Source organism: Microbacterium sp. ZW T5_45 (assembly GCF_044987415.1).
GTDB lineage: Bacteria > Actinomycetota > Actinomycetes > Actinomycetales > Microbacteriaceae > Microbacterium.
The window spans coordinates 1-22,559 of record NZ_JBJDRJ010000008.1; the positions used below are offsets into that span (position 1 = coordinate 1).

General features: G+C 69.3%; 17 protein-coding genes. 8 read left to right on the plus strand and 9 right to left on the minus strand.

Translation table 11 applies throughout. The annotated features are described in order from the left end of the window. Positions 1-276: 276 nt before the first annotated feature. Together ACI3KS_RS05670 and ald are read right to left on the minus strand one after the other, a co-directional pair. On the minus strand, positions 277-1,476 hold the full coding sequence (locus tag ACI3KS_RS05670; protein WP_404916100.1) for a pyridoxal phosphate-dependent aminotransferase: 1,200 nt from the start codon (positions 1,474-1,476) through the stop codon (positions 277-279). 66 nt (positions 1,477-1,542) lie between these two features. Beyond that, the gene (gene ald / locus ACI3KS_RS05675; RefSeq protein ID WP_404916102.1) at positions 1,543-2,634 is read right to left on the minus strand and encodes an alanine dehydrogenase; all 1,092 of its coding nucleotides are present in this window, start codon (positions 2,632-2,634) and stop codon (positions 1,543-1,545) included. A 114-nt stretch (positions 2,635-2,748) separates the two neighbouring features. On the opposite strand from ald, the gene ACI3KS_RS05680 reads away from it, so the two are divergent. After that, positions 2,749-3,258, plus strand: a complete 510-nt coding sequence (locus ACI3KS_RS05680; protein WP_404916104.1) for an Lrp/AsnC family transcriptional regulator — start codon at positions 2,749-2,751, stop codon at positions 3,256-3,258. 109 nt (positions 3,259-3,367) lie between these two features. On the opposite strand, the gene ACI3KS_RS05685 is transcribed toward ACI3KS_RS05680, so the two are convergent. The 4 genes from ACI3KS_RS05685 to aceA form a co-directional block, all read right to left on the minus strand. Further along, positions 3,368-3,799, minus strand: coding sequence for a hypothetical protein (locus ACI3KS_RS05685; protein WP_404916106.1), 432 nt, complete (start codon positions 3,797-3,799; stop codon positions 3,368-3,370). Positions 3,800-3,808: 9 nt separating this feature from the next. After that, the gene (locus tag ACI3KS_RS05690; RefSeq protein ID WP_404916108.1) at positions 3,809-4,153 is read right to left on the minus strand and encodes a hypothetical protein; all 345 of its coding nucleotides are present in this window, start codon (positions 4,151-4,153) and stop codon (positions 3,809-3,811) included. Positions 4,154-4,247: 94 nt separating this feature from the next. Then, entirely contained in the window at positions 4,248-5,903 is a 1,656-nt protein-coding gene (aceB, locus tag ACI3KS_RS05695) for a malate synthase A (protein ID WP_404916110.1), read from the minus strand. A 123-nt stretch (positions 5,904-6,026) separates the two neighbouring features. Further along, a complete protein-coding gene (aceA, locus tag ACI3KS_RS05700; protein WP_404916112.1) occupies positions 6,027-7,340 on the minus strand; it encodes an isocitrate lyase in 1,314 nt (437 codons plus the stop codon). Positions 7,341-7,606: 266 nt separating this feature from the next. On the opposite strand from aceA, the gene ACI3KS_RS05705 reads away from it, so the two are divergent. Continuing rightward, entirely contained in the window at positions 7,607-9,046 is a 1,440-nt protein-coding gene (locus tag ACI3KS_RS05705; protein ID WP_404916114.1) for a helix-turn-helix domain-containing protein, read from the plus strand. A 111-nt stretch (positions 9,047-9,157) separates the two neighbouring features. Here the strand turns inward: ACI3KS_RS05705 and ACI3KS_RS05710 are convergent, their stop codons facing one another. Both ACI3KS_RS05710 and ACI3KS_RS05715 read right to left on the minus strand, forming a co-directional pair. Then, entirely contained in the window at positions 9,158-9,718 is a 561-nt protein-coding gene (locus ACI3KS_RS05710; RefSeq protein WP_404916337.1) for a dihydrofolate reductase family protein, read from the minus strand. Between the two features lie 90 nt (positions 9,719-9,808). Next, positions 9,809-11,317 carry a PucR family transcriptional regulator gene (locus tag ACI3KS_RS05715; RefSeq protein WP_404916116.1) on the minus strand — a complete coding sequence of 503 codons (1,509 nt, stop codon included), beginning with the start codon at positions 11,315-11,317 and terminating at the stop codon, positions 9,809-9,811. Between the two features lie 97 nt (positions 11,318-11,414). Between ACI3KS_RS05715 and gabT the strand changes: the two genes are divergently transcribed. From gabT to ACI3KS_RS05745, 6 genes are all read left to right on the plus strand, one after another. Beyond that, positions 11,415-12,773 (plus strand): 4-aminobutyrate--2-oxoglutarate transaminase, encoded by a 1,359-nt coding sequence (gabT, locus tag ACI3KS_RS05720; RefSeq protein WP_404916118.1) that lies wholly within the window; start codon positions 11,415-11,417, stop codon positions 12,771-12,773. Between the two features lie 93 nt (positions 12,774-12,866). Continuing rightward, the gene (locus ACI3KS_RS05725; protein WP_404916339.1) at positions 12,867-14,252 is read left to right on the plus strand and encodes a flavin monoamine oxidase family protein; all 1,386 of its coding nucleotides are present in this window, start codon (positions 12,867-12,869) and stop codon (positions 14,250-14,252) included. Next, complete coding sequence (locus ACI3KS_RS05730) at positions 14,252-15,136, plus strand: universal stress protein (protein WP_404916120.1); 885 nt, start codon at positions 14,252-14,254, stop codon at positions 15,134-15,136. The genes ACI3KS_RS05725 and ACI3KS_RS05730 overlap by 1 nt, the downstream gene beginning before the upstream one ends. Next, entirely contained in the window at positions 15,136-16,698 is a 1,563-nt protein-coding gene (locus ACI3KS_RS05735) for an APC family permease (RefSeq protein WP_404916122.1), read from the plus strand. Before ACI3KS_RS05730 ends, ACI3KS_RS05735 begins: the two co-directional genes overlap by 1 nt. 49 nt (positions 16,699-16,747) lie before the next feature. Then, complete coding sequence (locus tag ACI3KS_RS05740) at positions 16,748-18,214, plus strand: NAD-dependent succinate-semialdehyde dehydrogenase (RefSeq protein ID WP_404916124.1); 1,467 nt, start codon at positions 16,748-16,750, stop codon at positions 18,212-18,214. 113 nt (positions 18,215-18,327) lie between these two features. Beyond that, positions 18,328-19,692 (plus strand): NAD-dependent succinate-semialdehyde dehydrogenase, encoded by a 1,365-nt coding sequence (locus tag ACI3KS_RS05745; RefSeq protein WP_404916126.1) that lies wholly within the window; start codon positions 18,328-18,330, stop codon positions 19,690-19,692. 57 nt (positions 19,693-19,749) lie between these two features. On the opposite strand, the gene ACI3KS_RS05750 is transcribed toward ACI3KS_RS05745, so the two are convergent. Next, positions 19,750-22,545, minus strand: coding sequence for a hypothetical protein (locus ACI3KS_RS05750; RefSeq protein ID WP_404916128.1), 2,796 nt, complete (start codon positions 22,543-22,545; stop codon positions 19,750-19,752). Between the last annotated feature and the right edge of the window lie 14 nt (positions 22,546-22,559).

Below are 22,559 nucleotides of genomic sequence, written 5' to 3' on the forward strand. Positions count from 1 at the left end.
CACCCAGATCATCTCCTACCCACGCCCCGCCCCCGGAATCACCGCCGTCGGCAACGGCCAACCACGAGGATTCATGGCCACTCAAACCCGACCGTCACCGATGTCCTGAGACATCAACCGTCACCGATGTCCTGATCCACAAACGTCACCGAAGTCCTGAGACATCACACACGTAGATGAGAGGGGGCGCGGTAGCTCAGCAGGGGCGTCGGCGTTGAATCGTGCCCTTCCGCGCGCGCCGCGATCAGGCGGCCGCGCGGTCGGGCGAATGAGTGGTCAGGCGAACAGGCGCTGCAGGCGCTGCACGCCCTCGAGGAGCTGGTCGTCGCCGAGGGCGTACGAGAGGCGGAGATAGCCGGACGGACCGAAAGCCTCACCCGGCACCACCGCGACCTCGGCCTGCTCGAGGATCAGATCGGCGAGCTCGAGCGAGGTGGTCGGCGTCACGCCGCCCCAGGTGCGGCCGAGCAGACCCTGCACGTCGGGGTAGACGTAGAACGCGCCCAGCGGGTTGGGGACGACGAGACCGTCGATCTTCGACAGCTCCGAGACGATGAGCTTGCGGCGGCGGTCGAAGGCCTCACGGAACTGCTCGGCCTCGGTCTGCGGGCCGTTCAGAGCGGCGATAGCCGCCTTCTGTGCGACGTTGTTCACGTTGCTCGAGAGGTGCGACTGCAGGTTTCCGGCGACCTTGATCGCGTCAGAGGGGCCGACCATCCAGCCCACCCGCCATCCGGTCATCGCGTAGGTCTTGGCGACGCCGTTGACGAGGATCGTCTGGCCGGCGACCTCGGGCACCGCCTCGACGATCGAGACGGCCTTCAGCCCCTCATAGGTGAGGTTCTGGTAGATCTCGTCGGAGATCACCCAGATGCCGTGCTCGAGCGCCCACTGGCCGATGGCGGCGGTCTCCTCTGCGGTGTAGACCGACCCGGTCGGGTTCGACGGCGAGACGAACACGAGCACGGTCGTCCGCTCGGTGCGGGCCGCTTCGAGCTGTTCGACCGTGACCTTGTAGTCCTGGTCGGCGCCGGCGAAGACCTCGACCGGGATGCCGTCGGCGAGGCGGATGGCCTCGGGGTAGGTGGTCCAATACGGGGCGGGCAGCAGCACCTCGTCGCCGGGGTTCACCACCGCCTGGAACGCCTGGTACACCGACTGCTTGCCGCCGTTCGTGACGATGACCTGACTCGGAGATACCTCGAGGCCGGAGTCCCGCAGCGTCTTCGCGGCGATCGCCTCGCGCAGCGCGGGGAGCCCGGCGGCCGGGGTGTAGCGGTAGCTCGCGGGGTCGGCGAGCGCCTCGGCTGCCGCATCGACGATGAACTGCGGCGTCGCGAAGTCGGGCTCGCCGGCGGCATACGAGATGACGGGCTTGCCCTCGGCCTTCAGAGCCTTGGCCTTGGCGTCGACCTTGAGGGTCGCGGACTCGGCGATGGCGGACAGCTTGCGGGAGAGAGGTGCGCGTTCGGTCACGGTATCGAGCGTACTCGGATGCGCCGAGTCGGGTCAGGGGCGGATGCCGACATGACAGGTCGAAGGTCAGGCTGCGAGGCCGTGGGCCTGGGCGACGGCGTCAAGGGTGATGCGCCCGCCCTGGGTGTTCAGACCCTTCGCGAGCGCCGCGTCCTCGGCGGCTGCGCGCTCCCATCCCTTGCCCGCGATGGCGGAGACGTAGGGGAGCGTGGCGTTCGTGAGCGCACGGGTCGCCGTCTCGGGGACGGCACCCGGCATGTTCGCGACGCAGTAGTAGATCGAGTCGTGCACGGCGAAGGTCGGGTCGTCGTGGGTGGTCGGGCGCGAGCCCTCGAAGCATCCGCCCTGGTCGATCGCGATGTCGACGAGCACCGAGCCCGGCTTCATCTCGGCGACCATCGCATCGGTGACGAGCTTGGGCGCTGCAGCGCCGGGGATCAGCACCGAGCCGATCACGAGGTCGGCGGTCGCGAGCTCCTCGGCGATCGCGTAGCGGCTGGATGCGCGTGTCTGCAGGGCGCCGCCGTAGCGGTGCTCGAGTTCGCGCAGCCGGGGGAGCGAGACGTCGACGATCGTGACCTGCGAGCCCAATCCCAGCGCGTTGGCTGCCGCGTTCTCGCCGGCGACACCGCCGCCGATCACGACGGTCTTCGCGCGCGGCGTGCCGGCGATGCCACCGAGCAGCACGCCCCGCCCGCCGTTCGAGCGCAGCAGCGAGTACGAACCCATGGTCACCGAGAGCCGCCCGGCGATCTCGCTCATCGGGATGAGCAGCGGCAGACTGCGATCGGGTAGCTGCACGGTCTCGTACGCGACCGCGGTGGTTCCGGCGTCGACGAGCGCCGTGGTCAGCGCGCGGTCGGCGGCGAGGTGCAGGTACGTGAAGAGCGTGAGATCCTCACGGAGGAATCCGTACTCCTGGGCGATCGGCTCCTTGACCTTGATCAGCAGTTCCGCCTGCGCCCAGGTCTCCTCCGCCGTCTCGACGATCGTCGCGCCGGCCGCCCGGTAGTCGTCGTCGGAGATGCGCGAGCCCACGCCCGCTCCTGACTGCACGAGGACCTCATGCCCCTCGTGCACGAGTCGGTCTGCACCGGCCGGTGTCAGCGCGACGCGGTTCTCGTTGTTCTTGACCTCTGCGGGTACGGCGATCTTCATCGATGCTCCAAGTTTCGTGCGTGAGATGTCGATCAGGATCGCAGAAACATCGCCAATCAGGAAGATTCCCTGAAGAAGATTCGACGATGCTTCGAATCCTGCATAATCGTTCGGATGGAGACGTCTTCTGAGGGCCTCGAGCCGAACACTCTGCGCGCGCCGGCGCTCGACGCGACCGATACGCGCATCGTCGCGCTGCTCGCCGCCGACGGACGGATGACGAACGCCGAACTCGCGGCGCAGCTCGGCGTCGCCCCGTCGACCGCGCACGCGCGCCTGCGGTCGCTGCTCGATCGCGGCGTCATCACCGGGTTCCACGCGAGCGTCGACGAGCGGATGCTGGGTGCCGGGCTGCAGGCGATCATCGGGGTCACTCTGCGACCGAGCGGACGGCGCGAGAGCATCGTCGAGTTCGCGGATCGGGTGCGGGTGCTGCCGCAGGTGATCCAGGTCTTCTTTCTCGGCGGCGACGACGACTTCCTGCTGCACATCGCCGTCGCCGACTCGTCGGAGATGCGCGAGTTCGTGCTCGAGCACCTGTCGGCGCAGTCCAGCGTCGCCTCGACGCGGACGAGCATCGTGTTCGACTACCACCGCAACTCCGTGGCGGCGTCGTTCCGCTGATCACAAGGCCCGCGGTCTCGGCGCGGGACGCCGTCTCCTGTCGACGCTATGCGGCAGCCGTCTCCTGCCGATGCGGCGCGGCTGCGGTCGGGCGGATGTCCGTCGCTGTTCAGGCTCCGTACGAGGCGGGCAGTGCGCAGTAGTCCGCGAACCGGCGCTGCGGATCGTCCGCGTCGGTGACGTCGACCAGCGCGCTCGCCGCGGAGTGCGGGGGTTCATCGCCCGCGAGCTGCCAGACGGTGAAGTTCCACAGGCCGCGTGCGGTGGTGCTGAGCAGCGACGGCGGACCGGAGACGATGAGCACACGGCCCGCGCGCTCGGCACGGAACGGTGCGATGACATCGTCGCGCAGCTCCTGCTCCTCGCCGAGCGGCGAGTGCACGCGCTGGATCTCCTGCCCGGCATCCACGAGCGCGGCGGATAGCGCGTCCGCTGCGAGCTTCGACCGTTCGGCATCCGCTCCGGTGACCGCGATCAGTCGGGCGCCACGCGGATAGGAATGCAGGAACTCGCCGGCCACTCCGGCCCATGCCTCGCTCATTTCTCCAGGCTACGCCCGCGGGAACGGCAGGGATCCGGACGTCGCGAGCAGGAGCATCGCGATGCCCCAGGCCGCGCCCGTCGCGACGCCGAGGATCACGCCGGGTCTTCGCCGTCGACCGCGAGACGCCAGCACCGATCCGATCGCGATCGCGGGCCCCAGGATCCACCAGGTGTACGCGAAGATCCACGCCGGGAGGCCGAGAAGCAGCAGCGCCTCCGGCGGGATCACCGCGGGCACGAGCAGCGCATCGACGAGGGCGACGCCCACCGTCGGCACCGCTATCAGGGCGGCGAGCACGAGAAGCACGATGCCGAGGGCCTGACCACGAGGAGGTGTGGGAGGGGAACTCATGCCGGGAGCGTAGGAGCGCCGTGCGACACCGTGCCGGGGTTATCCACAGGCGGACGGAGGCCCCTCGACGGATCGAGGGGCCTCCTTCGTCGTGTCACTCCTCGTCGAGGTAGCGGGCGTAGGCTCCGAGAGTCAGGAACGCGGGGAACTCCTCCCGCAGCGCGACCTCGCGGAACACCTCGGCAGCGTCGTCGAAGCGGTCGCCGGCGAACCGGGTCGCGCCGGCGAGCACCTCGCGGATGATCCCCTCGACGTACTCGGCGGTGATCGCGGTGCCGTCATCCGTCGTCCGGTCCTGATGGATCCACTGCCAGACCTGCGAGCGGCTGATCTCCGCCGTCGCCGCATCCTCCATCAGGTTGTCGATCGCGACCGCACCCAGCCCGCGGAGCCAGGCCTCGAGATAGCGGATCGCGACCGAGACGTTGTCTCGCACTCCCCGCGCCGTGATCGGGCTGCCGATGTGCAGATCGAGCAGATCGGCAGCCGACACCGACACCTCGGGTCGCTGCCGGTCGACCTGGCTCGGCCGGTCTCCGAGCACGGCGTCGAACTCGGCCTGCGCCGTGGGGATCAGGTCGGGGTGGGCCACCCACGTGCCGTCGAAGCCGTCGGCGGCTTCGCGCTTCTTGTCGGCCGAGACCTTCTCGATCGCCGTCGCCGTGATCTCGGGATCGCGCCGGTTCGGGATGAACGCGCTCATGCCGCCGATGGCATATGCACCCCGCTTGTGGCAGGTCTGCACGAGCAGCTCGGTGTAGGCGCGCATGAACGGAACGGTCATCGTGACCTCGCTGCGATCGGGGAGCACGAACCGCGCCCCGCGGCCACGGTAGTTCTTGATGATCGAGAAGATGTAGTCCCAACGACCGGCATTGAGGCCCGCACAGTGGTCGCGCAGCTCGTAGAGGATCTCGTCCATCTCGAACGCCGCCGGCAGCGTCTCGATGAGCACGGTCGCCCTGATCGTGCCGTGCGCGAGACCCAGGTACTCCTCCGAGAAGGTGAAGACGTCGTCCCACAGCTTCGCCTCCTCACTGGACTCGAGCTTGGCGATGTAGACGTACGGACCGCGGCCTGCATCGATCAGCGCCTTCGCGTTGTGCACGAAGAACAGTCCGAAGTCGACCAGCGACCCGGATGCCGCCGTGCGACGGCCCGCACGATCGACGAACTCGATGTGCTTCTCGGGCAGGTGCCAGCCGCGGGGTCGCATCACGATGGTGGGCGTGCGCTCGGCGGTGACGCGGTACTCCCTGCCCTCGGGAGAGGTGTAGGAGAGCTCTCCGCGGATCGCATCGCGGAGCGAGAGCTGACCGCCGATCACGTTGGCCCAGGTCGGGCTGGTCGCGTCCTCTTGATCGGCGAGCCAGACCCGCGCGCCGGAGTTCAGCGCGTTGATCGTCATCTTCGGGTCGGTCGGGCCCGTGATCTCGACGCGCCGATCCTCGAGTCCGGGCCCGGGGCCGGCGACCCGCCAGGATGCGTCATCGCGAATATGCGCCGTGTCGTCTCGGAAGCGCGGGTCGTGGCCATTGCCGATCTCGAAACGTCGGCGCAGGCGGTCGGCCAGCCGGTCGTGCCGGCGGGAGGCGAATCTGTGGTGCAGCTCGGCGAGGAAGGCGATCGCCTCCGGCGTGAGGATCTCGTCGAAGCGATCGCGGATCGGGCCGGTGACGATGATCGTCGGGCCCTGCTGCGTCGTCGTCCGGGCGGGTGCTGCAGTCGGGGGAACGGTGGGAGTGGTCATGATCTGGAGTCCTTGTCTGTGTGCGCGTTTCGTCTCGTCGCTCCGCTCCTCGCTCAACGACCGGGGGCGGTTCGGGGCCTGGTCGTTGAGCGAGCGAAGCGAGACGAAACGGGCGAAGAGGGGTCAGTGGAACTGCGCGGCCTCGGTGGAGCCGGCGAGGGCGAGCGTGGCGCTGTCGGGGTTGAGCGCCGTGGAGATGACGTCGAAGTATCCGGTTCCCGCCTCGCGCTGGTGCTTGGTGGCGGTGTAGCCGGATGCTTCGGCGGCGAACTCTGCTTCCTGCAGTTCGACGTAGGCGCTCATGGCGCGTTCGGCGTAACCGCGGGCGAGATCGAACATGGAGTGGTTCAAAGCGTGGAAGCCGGCCAGCGTGATGAACTGGAACTTGTAGCCGAGGTCGGCCAGTTCCTGCTGGAACGTCGCGATCTCGGCATCCGACAGGTGGCGCTTCCAGTTGAAGCTGGGAGAGCAGTTGTAGGCCAGCAGTTTCCCGGGGAACTGTGCGTGGACAGCGGCGGCGAACTCGCGGGCGAGCTCGATGTCGGGCTCGCCGGTCTCGACCCAGAGCAGATCCGCGTAGGGTGCGAACGCCAGGCCGCGGCTGATCACCGATTCGATGCCGGGGCGGATGCGGTAGAAGCCCTCGGAGGTGCGCTCGCCGGTGGTGAACTCACGGTCGCGCTCGTCGACGTCGCTGGTGAGCAGGTCGGCGGCGAGAGCATCCGTCCTGGCGATGATCACGGTCGGGACGCCTGCGACGTCGGCAGCGAGACGGGCGGCGTTGAGCGTGCGGATGTGCTGCTGGGTCGGGACGAGTACCTTGCCGCCCAGGTGGCCGCACTTCTTCTCGCTGGCGAGCTGGTCCTCCCAGTGGATGGCGGCGGCACCTGCCTGGATCAGCGACTGCGCCAGTTCGTAGGCGTTGAGCGGCCCGCCGAAGCCTGCCTCGGCATCCGCCACGATGGGTGCGAGCCAGTCCTGCGTGATCGCGCCCTCGGCGTGCTCGAGCTGATCCTGACGCAGGAGCGCGTTGTTGATGCGCCGCACGACGGCCGGGACCGAGTTCGCGGGGTAGAGGGACTGGTCGGGGTAGGTCTGGCCGGCGAGGTTGCCGTCGGCCGCGACCTGCCAGCCCGAGAGGTAGATCGCCTTGAGGCCTGCGCGCACCTGCTGCACGGCCTGTCCGCCCGTGTACGCACCGAGCGCGCGGACGTAGTCCTCGGTGTGCAGCAGGTTCCAGAGGTTCTCGGAGCCTCGGTGGGCGAGTGTGGACTCCTCGCGGACCGAGCCGCGGATGCGGATGACGTCGTCGGCCGTGTAGGTGCGCTCGATGCCGTCCCACCGCGGGTCGGTCTCCCAGATCTCCTGGAGCTCGGCGGCGGTCTCGACCTGGTCGCCTGCGCGGAGGCCGGCGGGGCGGGGTGCGTTCGTCGTCATGGTGTCTCCTTCGGTCGGTCCCGGCGGCTGTGCCGGGCTGGCTTGACGTCCACTCTGAGTGAAGAACAGCGATCGAGGAGAACAAAACCTGTGTGAAGATCGACGAAAATTCTGTTTCTGTGACAGAATCGCTCCCAGTCTCGATCGTTGAGCGACACTTCGACTCGCTCTGCTCGCTCAGTGCGGGTCTTCGCGAGACGAAATGTCACGCGTTCGTCTCGTCGCTCCGCTCCTCGCTCAACGACCGGCGTGCGAAGGAGGCCTTCATGGACGAGAACGAGACCGATGCCCTGACGATCGGGCGTCGCATCCGCCAGCTGCGCACCGCGCGGGGGATGACCCTCGACGATCTCGCGTCCGCTGTCGATCGCGCATCCAGTCAGCTGTCGATGATCGAGACAGGCAAGCGCGAACCGAAGCTCACCCTGCTGCAGGCGATCGCGCGCTGTCTCGGCGTGACGCTCGACGCGCTTCTCGAGGGCGAGCCCCTCGACGAGCGCAGCGCGATCGAGATCGCCCTCGAGCGGGCGATGAAGGGCCAGACGTTCCAGGCCCTCGGCATCGAGCCGTTCCGGATCGCCAAGAGCGTGCCGACGGATGCTCTGCGCGCCCTGCTCGCACTGCACGGCGAGATCGACCGGCTGAAGGACGAGCGGGCAGCCACCCCGGAGGAGGCGCGTCGCGCGAACGTCGAGCTGCGCCACCTCATGCGACGGCAGGACAACCACTTCGCAGAGCTCGAGGCGACGGCATCCGACATCCTCACGGCGATCGGGCACCCCGGCGGGCCGCTCACTCAGCGGGCGGCGTCCGAGATCGCGGCATACCTCGGGTTCACGTTGCACTACGCACCGGATCTGCCGCAGACCACCCGCAGCGTCGCGGATCTCGCGAACGGGCGGTTGTACCTGTCGAGCAGGGTGCAGGCGAAGGGCGACGCGCGCACGTCGGTGCTGCAGGCGCTGTCGAGCCGGATCCTCGGGCACGCAGAGCCGCGTGACTACGCGGAGTTCCTGCGACAGCGCGTGGAGACGAACTACCTCACCGGAGCGCTGCTCATGCCGGAGGCGCACGTCGTGCCGGCGCTGCAGGCCGCGAAGGCGCGCAGGGCGATCTCGATCGAGGACCTGCGGGATGCGTACTCGGTCTCGTATGAGACGGCGGCACACCGCTTCACGAACCTCGCGACCCGTCATCTCGACATCCCCGTGCACTTCCTCAAGGTGCACGAGTCGGGCACGATCACGAAGGCGTACGAGAACGACGATGTGAACTTCCCGGCCGATCGCCTGGGGGCGATCGAGGGGCAGATGTGTTGCCGCAAGTGGACGAGCAGGGTCGTGTTCGACGAGGACGACCGCTTCAATCCGTACTACCAGTACACCGACACGGGAAACGGCACCTACTGGTGCACAGCGCGGGTGGAGGCCTCGAGCGAGGGGCTGCACTCCGTGAGTGTGGGGGTGCGATTCGACGACACGAAGTGGTTCGTGGGGCGCGACACCCCGAACCGAGGCGTGTCGCGGCACTCGGTCGAGGTCTGCTGTCGTCGGGCCCCCGCCGAGTTGGAGGAGCGCTGGCGCGAGAACTCCTGGCCCAATGTGAAGACGCCGCGAACGCTGCTCGCGACGCTGCCGACGGGTTCGTTCCCCGGCGTGGACACCACCGACGTGTACGAGTTCCTCGAGGCGCACGCGCCGCGGTGAGCGGCATCCGCTGCGCGCGTCTCGCACGTGTGCTTGTGCGTCGCGAGGACGGATGCTATCGCGTCGTCCTCGTGAGGAGCAGAAGTCCTTCGCGGGCGCTCGCCGCCCGGCTCAGCCCACGGGCCGGTATCTCATCACCGTGACACCCGATCCGAGCTCGCGACGCTCGACGAGGTCCAGCCGGATGCGCTCGCGCAGCCCGGACAGCAGGGTCGGCCCGTGCCCGGCGAGCACCGGGTGCACGACGAACGCGTACTCGTCGATCAGCCCGAGGTCGGCGAGGGCCAGAGGCAGTGTCACTCCGCCGACCGCCAGCCCTCGTCCCGGCTCGGCCTTGAGCGCACGGACCGCGTCGCCGAGGTCGCCTTGCAGCAGCGCGGCGTTCCAGTCGACGACGTCGAGCGTGCGGGAGACCACGTGCTTGGGCATCCGGTCGAGCGTCTCGGCGAAGGGCGTCTCCCACTCGCTCATCCATTCCGGCCAGATCCCGGATGCCGGTCGCCGCCAGGCCGACTGCATCATCTCGTAGGTGACCCGGCCGTAGATCTGCGCGTCCGAGCGGGCGAGCTCGTCGGTCCAGAACCGCATCGACTCCTCGTCCGGAGCGATGCCGGCCTCGTGGTGACAGCATCCGTCGAGGGTGACGTTGATCGCGTAGCGGAGCGGTCTCATCGGGTGCTCTCCTTCGAAGCCGGGTGTGAGCGTCATTCTCCTCGGAGGGGAGCGGGAGCGAAAGGTCGGAGTCCTGGCGCGGCGCGGCCCTCAGTCGCGGGCGGTCTGCAGCAGCGTCCACAGCTCGGCGCGCGCGGGGAACCCGGTGAGGTCGAGGCCCAGCAGACCGCCCGCCTGCGCGATCCGGGTGCGGAGGGTGTGCCGATGCACCCCCAGCGCAGCGGCGGCGGGCTCGATCCGCGCATCGTGCTCGAGCCAGGCGCGCAGCGCGCCCTCGAGGTCCGCACCTCCGGTCGCATCGTGGCTCCGCAGCGGAGCGAGTCGTGACTCGGCCACGAGACGCGCCTCGTCGGTCGCGAGGGCGCTGAGGATGCTCGAGCCCACGGCATCCGCGAACCGCACGACGCCGGCGCCGGCGTGCGGGCGGAGCGCCGCGAGCGCCTGCGCGTGGGCGCGCGAGAACGCGTCGTACGTCTCAGGCGCGGAGACGCCGATGCGGATGCCGAAGCGCTCGGCGGCCTCGTCGAGCTGGGCGGCGTCGTCGGCGGAGAGACAGATCACCACGCCGTCGTCGGAATCCGCGACGAACACCGCGATGCCCTGCTCCGCACGCCGCCGCTCCCACCAGTCGGTCAGTGGTCCGGCGGTCGCGTCGGCGGCGACCGCCACGACGATCGGCGCGGACGGGACGCCGCCCAGCACCCGCCGGGCGAGGCCCGGATCGTCGGCCATCAGCGATCCGAGCAGCTGACGGTGCAGGCGCCGACGGCTGCGGGCCAACTGTTCGCTCTGTTCGAGCGCGAGACCGGCCATCGCGATCACCGAGGTGACGACCGAGCGCGCCTCCTGATCGAGCGCCGCCGCCTCGATCGCGATCACTCCGCGGAGGTGACCGCCGCGGCCCACCGTGAACAGCATGAACCCCTGCGCGCCGACGGTGAGCGACTGACCCGCCTCGAGGCCGCGGGTGAGGACGTCCATCACGCGCTCGTTCAGCCGTGCGAGCACACCGGTCGACAGCCCGTCGAGCGGGTGCGCCGACGACAACGCGCCGGTGGCGTCGTAGATGCCGACCCATGAGTCCAGGCGTCGGGCGAGCTCGGCGATCGTGGACTCCAGGCCGTGCGGGCGGAGGGCGGCGAGGGCGAGGGCGCGCTGCGTGTCGAGCGCCCAGGAGCGCCGGGCGTAGGCCTGGGCGGCGATGGCCTCGGAATGTGCGCGGGCGACGGCGATGAACGGCGTGCGATAGGGGACCTCGAACAGCGGCATCCCGTGCTCGGCGCAGGCGGTGACCAGCTCGTCGGGGATCCCGTCGCGGTGCACCTCCGTGCCGAAACCGAGTCCGAGCACGCCCCGCTGTGCGAGCCGCTGCACGTAGGTGCCGATCTCCGCGGGGTCATCGAACTGGGTGCCGGTGGTGAGCAGGGCGAGATCCTCGGAGAGGAACGGGGTCGGATCGGCGAGATCCGAGCTGTGCACCCAGCGCAGAGGCCGGTCGACGGCACCATCCGGCATAGCATCCGCCCGCGATACGAGCCGCAGGCCGAGATCCCGACGAGAGATCAACGCGCGCAGCGTGGGTACCTCTTCCGACGGCATCCGGCCTCCTCCCGATTGTACGAAGTGGCGAAACTCTGGTTCAGATTGTACTGTCCGGCGAGTGCGCCGTGCGCGGCCGCCGCCGTACGCTCGCCGCATGGCACTCCCCGACACCGCAGTTGCAGTCCCCCTCGGCGGACCCGAGCTCCCCCAGGAGCGTCGCCTGGTCACCGAGCTCCCCGGCCCCCGTTCCGCAGAGATCCTCGCGCGCAAGGCGGATGCCGTCGCCGCCGGCGTCGGTCACACCGTGCCCGTCGCGGCCGTCGCCGCCGGCGGAGGCGTCGTCGTCGACGCCGACGGCAACTCGCTCATCGACCTCGGCTCCGGCATCGCCGTGACCACGGTCGGCAACGCCCACCCCAAGGTCGCCGCCGCCGTCGCCGCCCAGGCCGCGCAGTTCACCCACACCTGCTTCATGATCTCGCCCTACGAGTCGTACATCGAGGTCGCCGAAGCCCTCAACCGGGTCACCCCCGGCGACTTCGCGAAGAAGAGCGCCCTGTTCAACTCGGGCGCAGAGGCCGTCGAGAACGCGATCAAGATCGCCCGCAAACACACCGGCCGCCAGGCCGTCGTGGCCTTCGACCACGGCTACCACGGCCGCACGAACCTCACCATGGCGCTGACCGCCAAGTCCATGCCCTACAAGAGCGGCTTCGGACCGTTCGCGCCCGAGGTGTACCGCGCCACCGCGTCGTACCCCTTCCGCGACGGACTCAGCGGCGCGGAGGCTGCGGCCCGCGCGATCCTCCAGCTCGAGAAGCAGATCGGCGCCGACAACCTCGCCGCCGTCATCATCGAGCCGATCCAGGGCGAGGGCGGTTTCATCGTCCCCGCCGACGGATTCCTCCCCGCGATCGTCGACTGGTGCCGCGCGAACGGCGTCGTCTTCATCGCCGACGAGGTGCAGACCGGCTTCGCCCGCACCGGAGCCATGTTCGCCAGCGAGATCTTCGGCATCGAGCCCGACCTGATCACGACGGCCAAGGGCATCGCCGGCGGCCTCCCGCTCGCCGCGGTCACCGGCCGCGCCGAGATCATGGATGCGTCGCACTCGGGTGGCCTCGGCGGCACCTACGGCGGCAACCCCATTGCCTGCGCCGCTGCGATCGCGGCGATCGACGTGTTCGAGAACGATGGCATGATCGAGCGCGCGCAGCAGATCGGCGAGATCCTCACCGCCCGCCTCACCGAGCTGCAGCAGGGCGACGCCCGCATCGGCGACGTCCGCGGACACGGGGCGATGATCGCGGCCGAGTTCGTCGACCCCGAGACCAAGGCACCGGATGCCGCGCTCACCGCTGCCGTCGCCAAGGCGTGCATCGCGCAGGGCGTCATCGTGCTCACCTGCGGCACCTACGGCAACGTCATCCGCTTCCTCCCTCCGCTGTCGATCGGTGACGATCTGCTGAACGAGGGCATCGACATCGTGGCCGGGGCGCTCGCCGCCCACTGACCCAGAGCCCGCTGAACCAGAGGGCCACCGGCCCTCGCACACACGTCCGGTCGTGACTCGGGTCGGGGGATTCCGAGTCACGACCGGCACATCATCCGACGAAGGAGTTGCATCATGGCTGAGATCACCCGCGACGTACTGATCATCGGGGCCGGCGCCGCCGGGACCACCGCCGCGAACGACCTGCGCAAGGCCGGCCTCTCGGTCGCCGTGCTGGAGGCGCGCGACCGCGTCGGCGGGCGCCTGTGGACCGATGTGATCGAGGGTGCGATGCTCGAGATCGGCGGCCAGTGGGTCTCGCCCGACCAGGACGCTCTCAAGGACACGATCGAGGAGCTGGGGCTCGAGACCTACAGCCGCTACCGCGAAGGGGACAGCATCTACGTCGGGCCCGACGGCACGACCCACCGGTTCACGGGGGAGATGTTCCCGGTGTCGCCTGAGACCGAGAAGGTCATCACCGAGGTCACCGACCGGCTCGACGCCATGGTCGCCGAGATCGATCCCGATCAGCCGTGGGCGCATCCGAAGGCCAAGGAATGGGACTCCGTCACCTGGGACGCGTGGCTGCGTCAGCAGACCGACGACGACGAGGCCGTGCGCAACCTCGCGTTCGCGACCGGGTCCGCGATGCTCACCAAGCCCACTCATTCGTTCTCGCTGCTGCAATCGCTGCTCATGGCCTCGTCCGCCGGCTCGTACTCGAACCTCGTCGACGCCGACTTCATCCTCGACAAGCGGGTCGTCGGCGGCCTGCAGCAGGTGCCGATCCTGCTCGCCGAGCGCCTCGGCGACGACGTCTTCCTGAACCAGCCGGTGCGCACGCTCGAATGGGGCCAGGACGGTGTCGTCGCCACCACCGACGAGCACACGGTCAAGGCCCGCTACGCGGTGCTCGCCTTCGCCCCTGTGCTCTACAACCGCATCTCGTTCGTCCCCTCGCTGCCTCGGCGGCAGCACCAGATGCACCAGCACATCTCGATGGGCTTCGTGATCAAGGTGCATGCCGTCTACGACCGCCCGTTCTGGCGTGAGCAGGGACTCAGCGGCACCGCCTTCAGCCCCTACGAGCTCTCGCACGAGGCCTACGACAACACCAACCACGGCGACGAGCGCGGCACCCTCGTCGGCTTCGTGAGCGATCAGAACGCCGACGACCTGTTCACGCTCTCGGCGGAGGAGCGCAAGGAGCGCATCCTCGAGTCGCTGTCGCACTACTACGGGCCTGAGGCGAAGAACCCCGTCGTCTACTACGAGAGCGACTGGGGCACCGAGGAGTGGACGCGCGGCGCGTACGCCGCGAGCTTCGACATGGGTGGTCTGCACCGCTACGGACCCGACCTGCGCACGCCGGTCGGCCCGATCCACTTCGCGTGCAGCGACCTGGCCGGTGCCGGCTACCAGCACGTCGACGGCGCGATCCGCATGGGTCACCTCGTGGCCTCGAACATCGTGGCCGCGAGCCGCGACGCCGGCTGATGGCCGGCTCGATCGTCGTCGGCTACACGGCGACGGATGCGGGAGCGGATGCTGCAGCCCTGGGCGCTCGTCTGGCCCGGAGTCTCGGAGCAGCGCTGCACCTGGTGATCGTGCTGCCCAACGAGGGCACCCGCAGCCCGATCGTGCCGCCGGAGCGCGCGTATGAGGAGCACATCAAGGCACAGGGCAAGCGATGGCTGGCCGATGCGCTGGCCGCCCTTCCTCAGGACCTCACCCGATCGGGGCACGTGCGGTTCGCCGAGTCGTTCGCCGAAGGGCTGATCGCCGCCGGCGAGGAGTTCGGGGCCCGCCTCATCGTCGTAGGCGCCGCCGGAGGCGGCCTCTTCGGGCGGCACCGCCTCGGCAGCGTCGCCTCGGAGCTGCTGCACTCCTCTACCATCCCGGTCGCACTGGCCCCCGCCGGCGTCGCACAGGCCGACGACCATGTGCTGCCGCGGGTGACCGTGGCGGTCGGCAAGCGCCCCGGCGCCGAGGTGCTCCTCGACGAGGCCGTGGCGCTCGCGGCGGACAGCGGCACCGATCTGCGGCTCGTCTCGCTCGTGCCCTTCGATGTGCCGCCGGGACTCGACACCGGAGCGATCCGGATCGTCGGCGACGCGCACGCCAGCGACGTCCTCGCCGCGGCCGCCGAGATCCTTCCCGACGGCCGCACCGCTGTCGTCGAGGAGGCACCCGGCGACAGCGTCGAGGACGCGGTCGCCGGGCTCTCCTGGCTCCCCGGCGAGATCGTCCTCGTCGGCTCGTCGCGACTCGCGCAGCCGCGACGCCTGTTCCTGGGCTCCACCGCAGCGAAGATGCTGCACGAGCTGCCCGTCCCGATGATCGTCGTCCCGCGCACCCGCGCCGAAGCAGGAGACCGCTGATGAGCAGCACCGAACGGGCGATGGAGCCCGAAGCCGTCACCACCGGCATCTCCCGCAAGGGCCTCAGCGTCGGCACTGTCGGTGTGCTCGGCGCGCTCGTGATGGGGATCTCGTGCATCGCCCCCGCCTACACGTACACCGCGGGCATCGGCGGCGCCGTGGGCGCGGTCGGATTCCAGGTGCCGGCGATCCTGCTGCTCGGGTTCATCCCGATGCTGCTCGTCGCCTTCGGATACCGCGAGCTCAACAAGGCCATGCCCGATTCGGGGACGAGCTTCACCTGGGCGACCAGGGCCTTCGGCCCGTACGTGGGCTGGATGGCCGGATGGGGCCTGATCGTCGCGACGATCCTCGTGCTCTCCAATCTCGCGGGCATCGCCGTCGACTTCCTCTTCCTGCTGATCTCGCAGATCTCCGGCAACGAGGCGATCGCCGAGATCACCCGCAATCCGTTCGTGAACGTCGGCGTGTGTCTGCTCTTCGTCGCGCTCGCCGCCTGGGTGTCGTACCGTGACGTGTCGACCTCGCAGAAGCTGCAGTACGGTCTCGTGGCGTTCCAGATCATCATCCTCGTGGTGTTCGCCGTGATGGCGATCGTCCAGAGCGTCCAGGGCGCCTCCTTCGAGCCGCACCTGCCCGAGCTCTCCTGGTTCAACCCCTTCGCGATCGATGGCGGCATCTCGGTGATAGTGATGGGTCTGTCGGCCTCGGTCTTCATGTTCTGGGGGTGGGACGTCACCCTCACCATGAACGAGGAGGCCAAGGATCCAGAGAAGACCCCTGGGCGCGCCGCCATGCTCACGGTGCTCTCGATCATCGCGATCTACCTGCTGCTGACCGTCAGCAGCCTGATGTACTCGGGCATCGGTGACGAGGGACTGGGCCTCACGAACGAGGACATCGGCGGCAACGTGTTCTTCGCCCTGTCGGGCCCCGTGATGGGCGGCCTCGCGTTCCTGCTCTCGCTCGCGGTGCTGACCTCGTCGGCGTCGTCGCTGCAGTCCACCTTCATCTCGCCGGCGAGGACCCTGCTGGCGATGGGCCACTACGGTGCGGTTCCGAAGAGGTTCGCCGGCGTCAGCCCGCGCTTCTTCACTCCCGGATTCGCGACGATCGCCTCCGCTGTGGTCGCCGGCGGCTTCTACGCCGTGATGCGCTTCCTCAGCGAGGACGCGCTGTGGGACACGATCCTCGCGCTGGGCATGATGATCTGCTTCTACTACGGCATCACCGCGCTGTCGTGCGTGTGGTACTTCCGCCACCAGTGGTTCGACTCGGGCAAGGACTTCTTCTTCAAGCTCGCGAGCCCCCTCGTCGGTGGAGTGATCCTGCTGGTGCTGTTCGTGATCACGGCGGTCGACAGCCTCGCTCCCGACTTCGGATCGATCGCGATCGGTGCCGACGCGAACGGGGAAGGCGGCATCGGCATCGTGTTCTTCATCGGTGTCGGCCTGCTCGTCTTCGGCGCCGTGCTGATGATCGTCCAGAGGGTCTTCAGCCCCGACTTCTTCCGCGGCAAGATCCTCAGCACCGACGCCCCGCCCAGCAACCGGGTCCGCTGACCCGGTCGCCGACACGACTCAGCCGCACACCCCCAGAGAAAGAGAACGCATGAGCACTCAGACCGAGCAGGCGCTGCTCGACAGCATCCCCACCGGCCTCTTCATCGGTGGCGAATGGATCGGCGGCGAGACCGGCGCGACCTTCGACGTGCAGGACCCGTCCACCGGGAACGTCATCCGCACGATCGCCGACGCGACCCCCGGCGACGGGATCCGCGCTCTCGACGCGGCGGTCGCCGCGCAGGACGTCTGGGCCGCCACGGCTCCTCGTACCCGCAGCGACATCCTCCGCCGGGCCTTCGACCTCGTCCAGGAGCACAAGGAGGACCTCGCGCTGCTGATGACCCTCGAGATGGGCAAGCCGCTGGCCGAGGCCCGTGGCGAGGTCGTCTACGGCGGCGAGTTCCTGCGCTGGTTCAGCGAGGAGGCCGTTCGCATCAGCGGCCGCTACGGCATCAACCCCGAGGGAACCGGCCACATGGTCGTCTCGCAGCGCCCGGTGGGGCCGTCGTTCTTCGTGACGCCGTGGAACTTCCCGTTCGCGATGGCGACCCGCAAGATCGCCCCGGCGCTCGCGGCGGGCTGCACCGTCGTCATCAAGCCCCCGGCGCTCACGCCGCTGACGACGATGTTCTTCACGTCGCTGCTCGAGAAGGCAGGGCTGCCCAAGGGCGTCGTCAACGTCGTGCAGACCACGCGGTCGAGCGCGCTGTCGGCGCCGATCATCGCCGACCCCCGCCTGCGCAAGCTCTCGTTCACCGGATCGACCGAGGTCGGCCGCAAGCTCATCGCTCAGGCCGCCGAGGGCGTCCTGCGGGTCTCGATGGAACTCGGGGGCAACGCGCCGTTCGTGGTCTTCGACGACGCCGATCTCGACAAGGCTGTCGACGGGGCACTGGCGGCCAAGTTCCGCAACATCGGCCAGGCCTGCACCGCGGCGAACCGGTTCATCGTTCACAAGGACATCGCCGAGGAGTTCGGTCGTCGGGTCACCGAGCGCGTCAAGGCCATGAAGATCGGCCGCGGCACCGAGGAAGGCGTCGCGATCGGACCGCTCATCGATCAGGATGCCGTCGCCAAGGCCGCAGAGCTGGTCGGCGACGCGGTCGACCGCGGTGCCACCCTGCTCGCCGGCGGCAAGGCCCTCGAGGGCACCGGCACCTTCTACGAGCCGACCGTGCTGACCGACGTCGTCGCAGGTTCCGCGATCCTCCGAGAGGAGATCTTCGGCCCGGTGCTCGCGATCGCGACCTTCGAGACCGAGGAAGAGGCCGTGCGCCTCGCGAACGACACCGAGTACGGCCTCGTGTCGTACGTGTTCACCGAGAACCTGCAGCGCGGCCAGCGGATGATCGACGGCCTCGAGACCGGCATGATGGGGCTCAACGTCGGCGTCGTCTCGAACGCCGCGGCTCCGTTCGGCGGCGTCAAGCAGTCCGGTGTCGGACGCGAAGGCGGCGCCGAGGGCATCCACGAGTATCTGTCCACCAAGTACACGCTGATCCCGGTCTCCTGACCCCTGACCCGGTCGTTGAGCGAGCGGAGCGAGACGAAACGCGCTCACTACGTTTCGTCTCGGGGCTCCGCTCCTCGCTCAACGACCGGAATCCACATGAGAGGACGAACGACATGACCGACTACGCCGTCATCAACCCCGCCACCGGAGAGACGCTGGCGTCCTACGACACGTTCTCGGATGCGCAGATCGACGCGGCGATCGCCGCCGCCGATGCCGCGCACCGCGAGTGGTCGCGCAGCTCGAGCGTCGCCGAGCGTGCAGCCCTGCTGCGGCGAGCGGCCGAGCTGCACCGCGAGCGCCGTGATGAGCTCGCGGACATCTTCGTGCGCGAGATGGGCAAGCCGCGGGAGGCGGCACTCGGCGAGGTCGACTTCGCCGCCGACATCGCCGACTACTACGCCGACCAGGCCGAGGCGATCATGGCCGACCAGCCGATCTCGATTCTCGGCGACGGCACGGCGATCATCCGCCGTTCATCGCTCGGGGCGCTCGTGGGCATCATGCCGTGGAACTTCCCGGCGTATCAGATCGTGCGCTTCGCGGCACCGAACCTCATCGTCGGCAACACGATCCTGCTCAAGCCCGCACCGCAGTGCCCCGAGTCGTCGATCGCCCTCGAGGCGATCTATCACGACGCCGGGTTCCCGAACGGGGCCTACCAGAGCGTGCTGGCGACCAACGAGCAGATCGCGACGATGATCGCCGACCCGCGCGTCCAGGGCGTCTCGCTCACCGGCTCCGAGCGGGCGGGTGCAGCGGTCGCCGAGATCGCCGGGCGCAACCTCAAGAAGGTCGCTCTCGAACTCGGCGGTTCCGACCCGTTCATCGTGCTCTCCACCGACGACCTCGATGCGACCGTGCAGGCGGGCGTCGACGCGCGTCTCGACAACAACGGTCAGGCCTGCAACGGAGCCAAGCGGTTCATCATCGTCGACGACCTCTACGACGCGTTCGTCGAGAAGTTCACAGCGGCGATGGCGGCGGTCGAGGCGACCGACCCGATGCTCGACGACACGGTGCTCGGTCCGGTCTCCTCGGAGACCGCTGCGGAGAACCTGCAGAAGCAGATCGACCAGGCCATCGAGCAGGGGGCGACGCTGCTCACCGGAGGAACGCGCGAGGGAGCGTTCTTCGCCCCGACCGTGCTCGCCGACGTCACGCCCGAGATGAACGTCTACCGCGAGGAGCTCTTCGGTCCCGCGGCCGTCGTCTATCGCGTCGCCGACGAGGACGCGGCGGTCGCACTCGCGAACGACACGAGCTTCGGCCTGGGCTCGTACGTCTTCACGACCGACGCCGAGCAGGCGGAACGCGTGGCCGACAGGATCGAGGCGGGCATGGTCTACGTCAACCTCGTGCTCGCCGACAGCCCGGAGCTGCCGTTCGGCGGCATCAAGCGCAGCGGCACCTCGCGCGAGCTTGGCCACCTGGCCGCGGAGGAGTTCGTGAACAAGAAGCTCATCCGCATCGGCTGAGACGCACGAAGAGGGCGGATGCTGCGGCATCCGCCCTCTTCGTGTGCGGCCGAGTGCTCAGTCGAGCAGCGCGCGGACCTCCGCGGCCTCGCCATGACGGCCCAGAGCCTCGAGGACATCGCCGAGCTCGAGAGCGGCCACCTCGCGCAGGGGAGGAACCTCCGCGCCGTGCTCCAGCGCCGCGCGGTACAGCGCCACCGCGTCGGCCTGACGATCGCGGCCGCTCAGCAGACGCGCGCCGTACAGCTCAGAGCCTCCGGCCGCGGCGGTGTCCCCGGCAGCGGCGAACGCATCCGACGCTGTGAGCGCCGCGGCGACGGCCTCATCGATGCGTCCGAGCTCGCCGAGCGCCCGCGCGCGGGAGTCCGTGACGTCCGCGAGCAGCCATCCGGCATCGTGCGCACGCGCGAGCTCGGCGACCTCGTCGAACAGGGCGAACGCGCGCTCGTCCTCGCGAGCACCGTAGGCCTGACCGAGGTTGTGCAGCACGTCGGCGAGGGTGCCGATCGCCTCGGGGTCCTTCCGGACGATCTCGCTCGCCTCCTCCATCAGTTCCATCGCGTCATCGTGCTCGTTGAAGCGAGCCAGGATCTTCGCGCGTTCGAGCATCGACAGCGCCTGATCCGCGTGCTGCTCGGCCTCCTCGAACAGCTGGGCGGCGTAACCGTGGGCCCCGACGGCCGGTCCGGGCTCATCGGCTGCGAAGAGGGCCCGGGCGAGCATCGACGCCGTCATCGCGCGTGAGCCGGCCTCGACCTCGGCCTGCTCTTCGCGCTGCAGCACCGTGTTGAACAGGTCGGCCGCTTCCTCGGCGTCGCCGGCCGAGAGCATCGCGCGGGCGAGACGGAAGTCGACCCCCGTGAGATCACCGCCCTCCTGCTCGGTGAGACGCGACGTCACCCGATATCGGGTCACGGCCTTCTCCGCATCGCCGGCGTCCTCCCAGAGCGCCCCGGCGAGCAGGTGCGCCGACGCCAGGGTGGTCGTGGCTCCGAGGCTCGTGAGCAACCGGCACGCCTCGTCGGCGTCGGCCGCTCCCTCGGTGAACGCTTCGGCCCCACCGCGCAGGCGAGCCCGCGTCTGCAGCGCGCGTGCCCTGTGGCCGGCGCTGAGATCGTCCTGCCCGAGGAACCGATCGAGCAGTGCGGATGCTGCTTCGGTGTCGCCCTTGCCGAGCAGGGACGACAGGGCGACGAGCGTCGTCGTGTTGGTCAGGCGCGCGTCGCCGGCCTCATCGAAGAACCTGGCCGCCTTCTCAGCCAGGTCGAGCGCGGCATCCGTCTCGTCCGCCACCATGTGCAGCGAAGCGCGGCTGAGCGCGAGGTCGCCGCGTGACCAGGCGGGGAGGTGCTCGGACGCCGCGAGCTCGCGATCCAAGGCGGCGATCGCTTCAGGGGTGCTCGCTCCGAAGGTCGCGAGTCCGAGCCGCTGCTCGAGAGCCGCCTGCTCCTCGCGCCCCGCGGCGCGCAGAGCCTCCAGCCGGGAGGGCAGCAGCTCGAGCGCCTCGTCCGCGCGCTCCAGCGCGACGAGGATGCCGATGTGCATCGACAACAGCTGCGCACGCTTGTACGGATCCTCGACGCCGAGGGCATGGGGCAACGCGGCGAGGGTCTCCTCCTCGGTGCCGTACTGCGCCAGGTTCATGGCCCGCTCGAACCAGGCGTCCGCATCCGCGGGGAGATCCGCAGGGGGCGTCTCGACGAAGGCGTCCGAGCGGATCGGGACGTCGTAGCGGACATCGGTGAGGGCGCGCAGGCGCACCAGTCGTCGTGCGTGCCCATCGGTGCCGTCGCGCTCGTCGAACGCGGCACCGATCCGCTCGGCCGCCGCCCAGGAAGCCGCGGCGAGGTCGACGGCGCTCCAGGCGCCCTCGTGCTCGCCGAGCAGCGGAACCAGCGCGGATGCCTCGGCACCGCGCACCGGTGTGTCGCCGTGCCCGGCCTCCGTCACACGATCGAGGGCGAAGGCGAATGCGGCGAGGGCGGCGAAGTGCGCGTCCACGTTCAGGCCGTCGTGCGCGAGCCACGCGATGTGACGCTCGACCATGGTCAGGGCACGCGCCTCGTTACCCGTGATCGCGGCGAAGACGATGTTGTTCGCCACGATCTGCAGGTTGTCGGGGTTGTCCTTGGCGAGGCGGTAGCTGCGAAGATGCGCCGACTTGGCCTCGTCGGGGCGGCCGGCGCGGAGGTAGGGGAGCAGCACCCGGGAGAGCGCGTGCTCGGGCTCCTCGCCACAGGAGTAGCCGCCCTCGATCATCTCCTCGACGAGACGGATCGCCTGATCGTCGCGGTCGGTATCGGCGAAGAACCCGGCGAACTGGCTGCGTCCGCACGCGTCGCAGTGGCTGTGGTCGTCGCGGGGCGTCGCCTCCAGCTGCACGCGCAGGGCCTCCGCCTCCTCGATGCGCCCGGCGTCCCAGGCATCCTCGAATCGGGCGGTCAGCACGCCGCTGACGCCGAGACCCGCAGTGCGGTAGTGCGTCTCCATGTCGTCGAGCACGGCCGCGATCTGCTCGACGGAGAAGGCGGGGGAGGACCGCAGCGACGAGGCCATCCACTTGAACTGCCACATGAGATCGGCCCCGCCGTAGTCGAGGTCGGCGGGGAAACGCTGCGGGTCGGAGTCGTGCCGTGCGAGACACCAGGCGAACGAGTTCAGCATGACGTCGGTCACGCCGTTCATGTTCGCCGATGCGGTCTGGCGCATCCGCGCCTCGTACTCCAGGCGTTCGTCGCCGATCTCGAGCGCGAGTGCGACGGCATCCTCGACCAGCGCCTGCTCTGCGGGCCCCCAGGGCGTGCGATCGATCTCGTCGAGCAGCTGCTGGAACCGCTTCTTCGGACGTGCCATGGGATGCCTCTCGT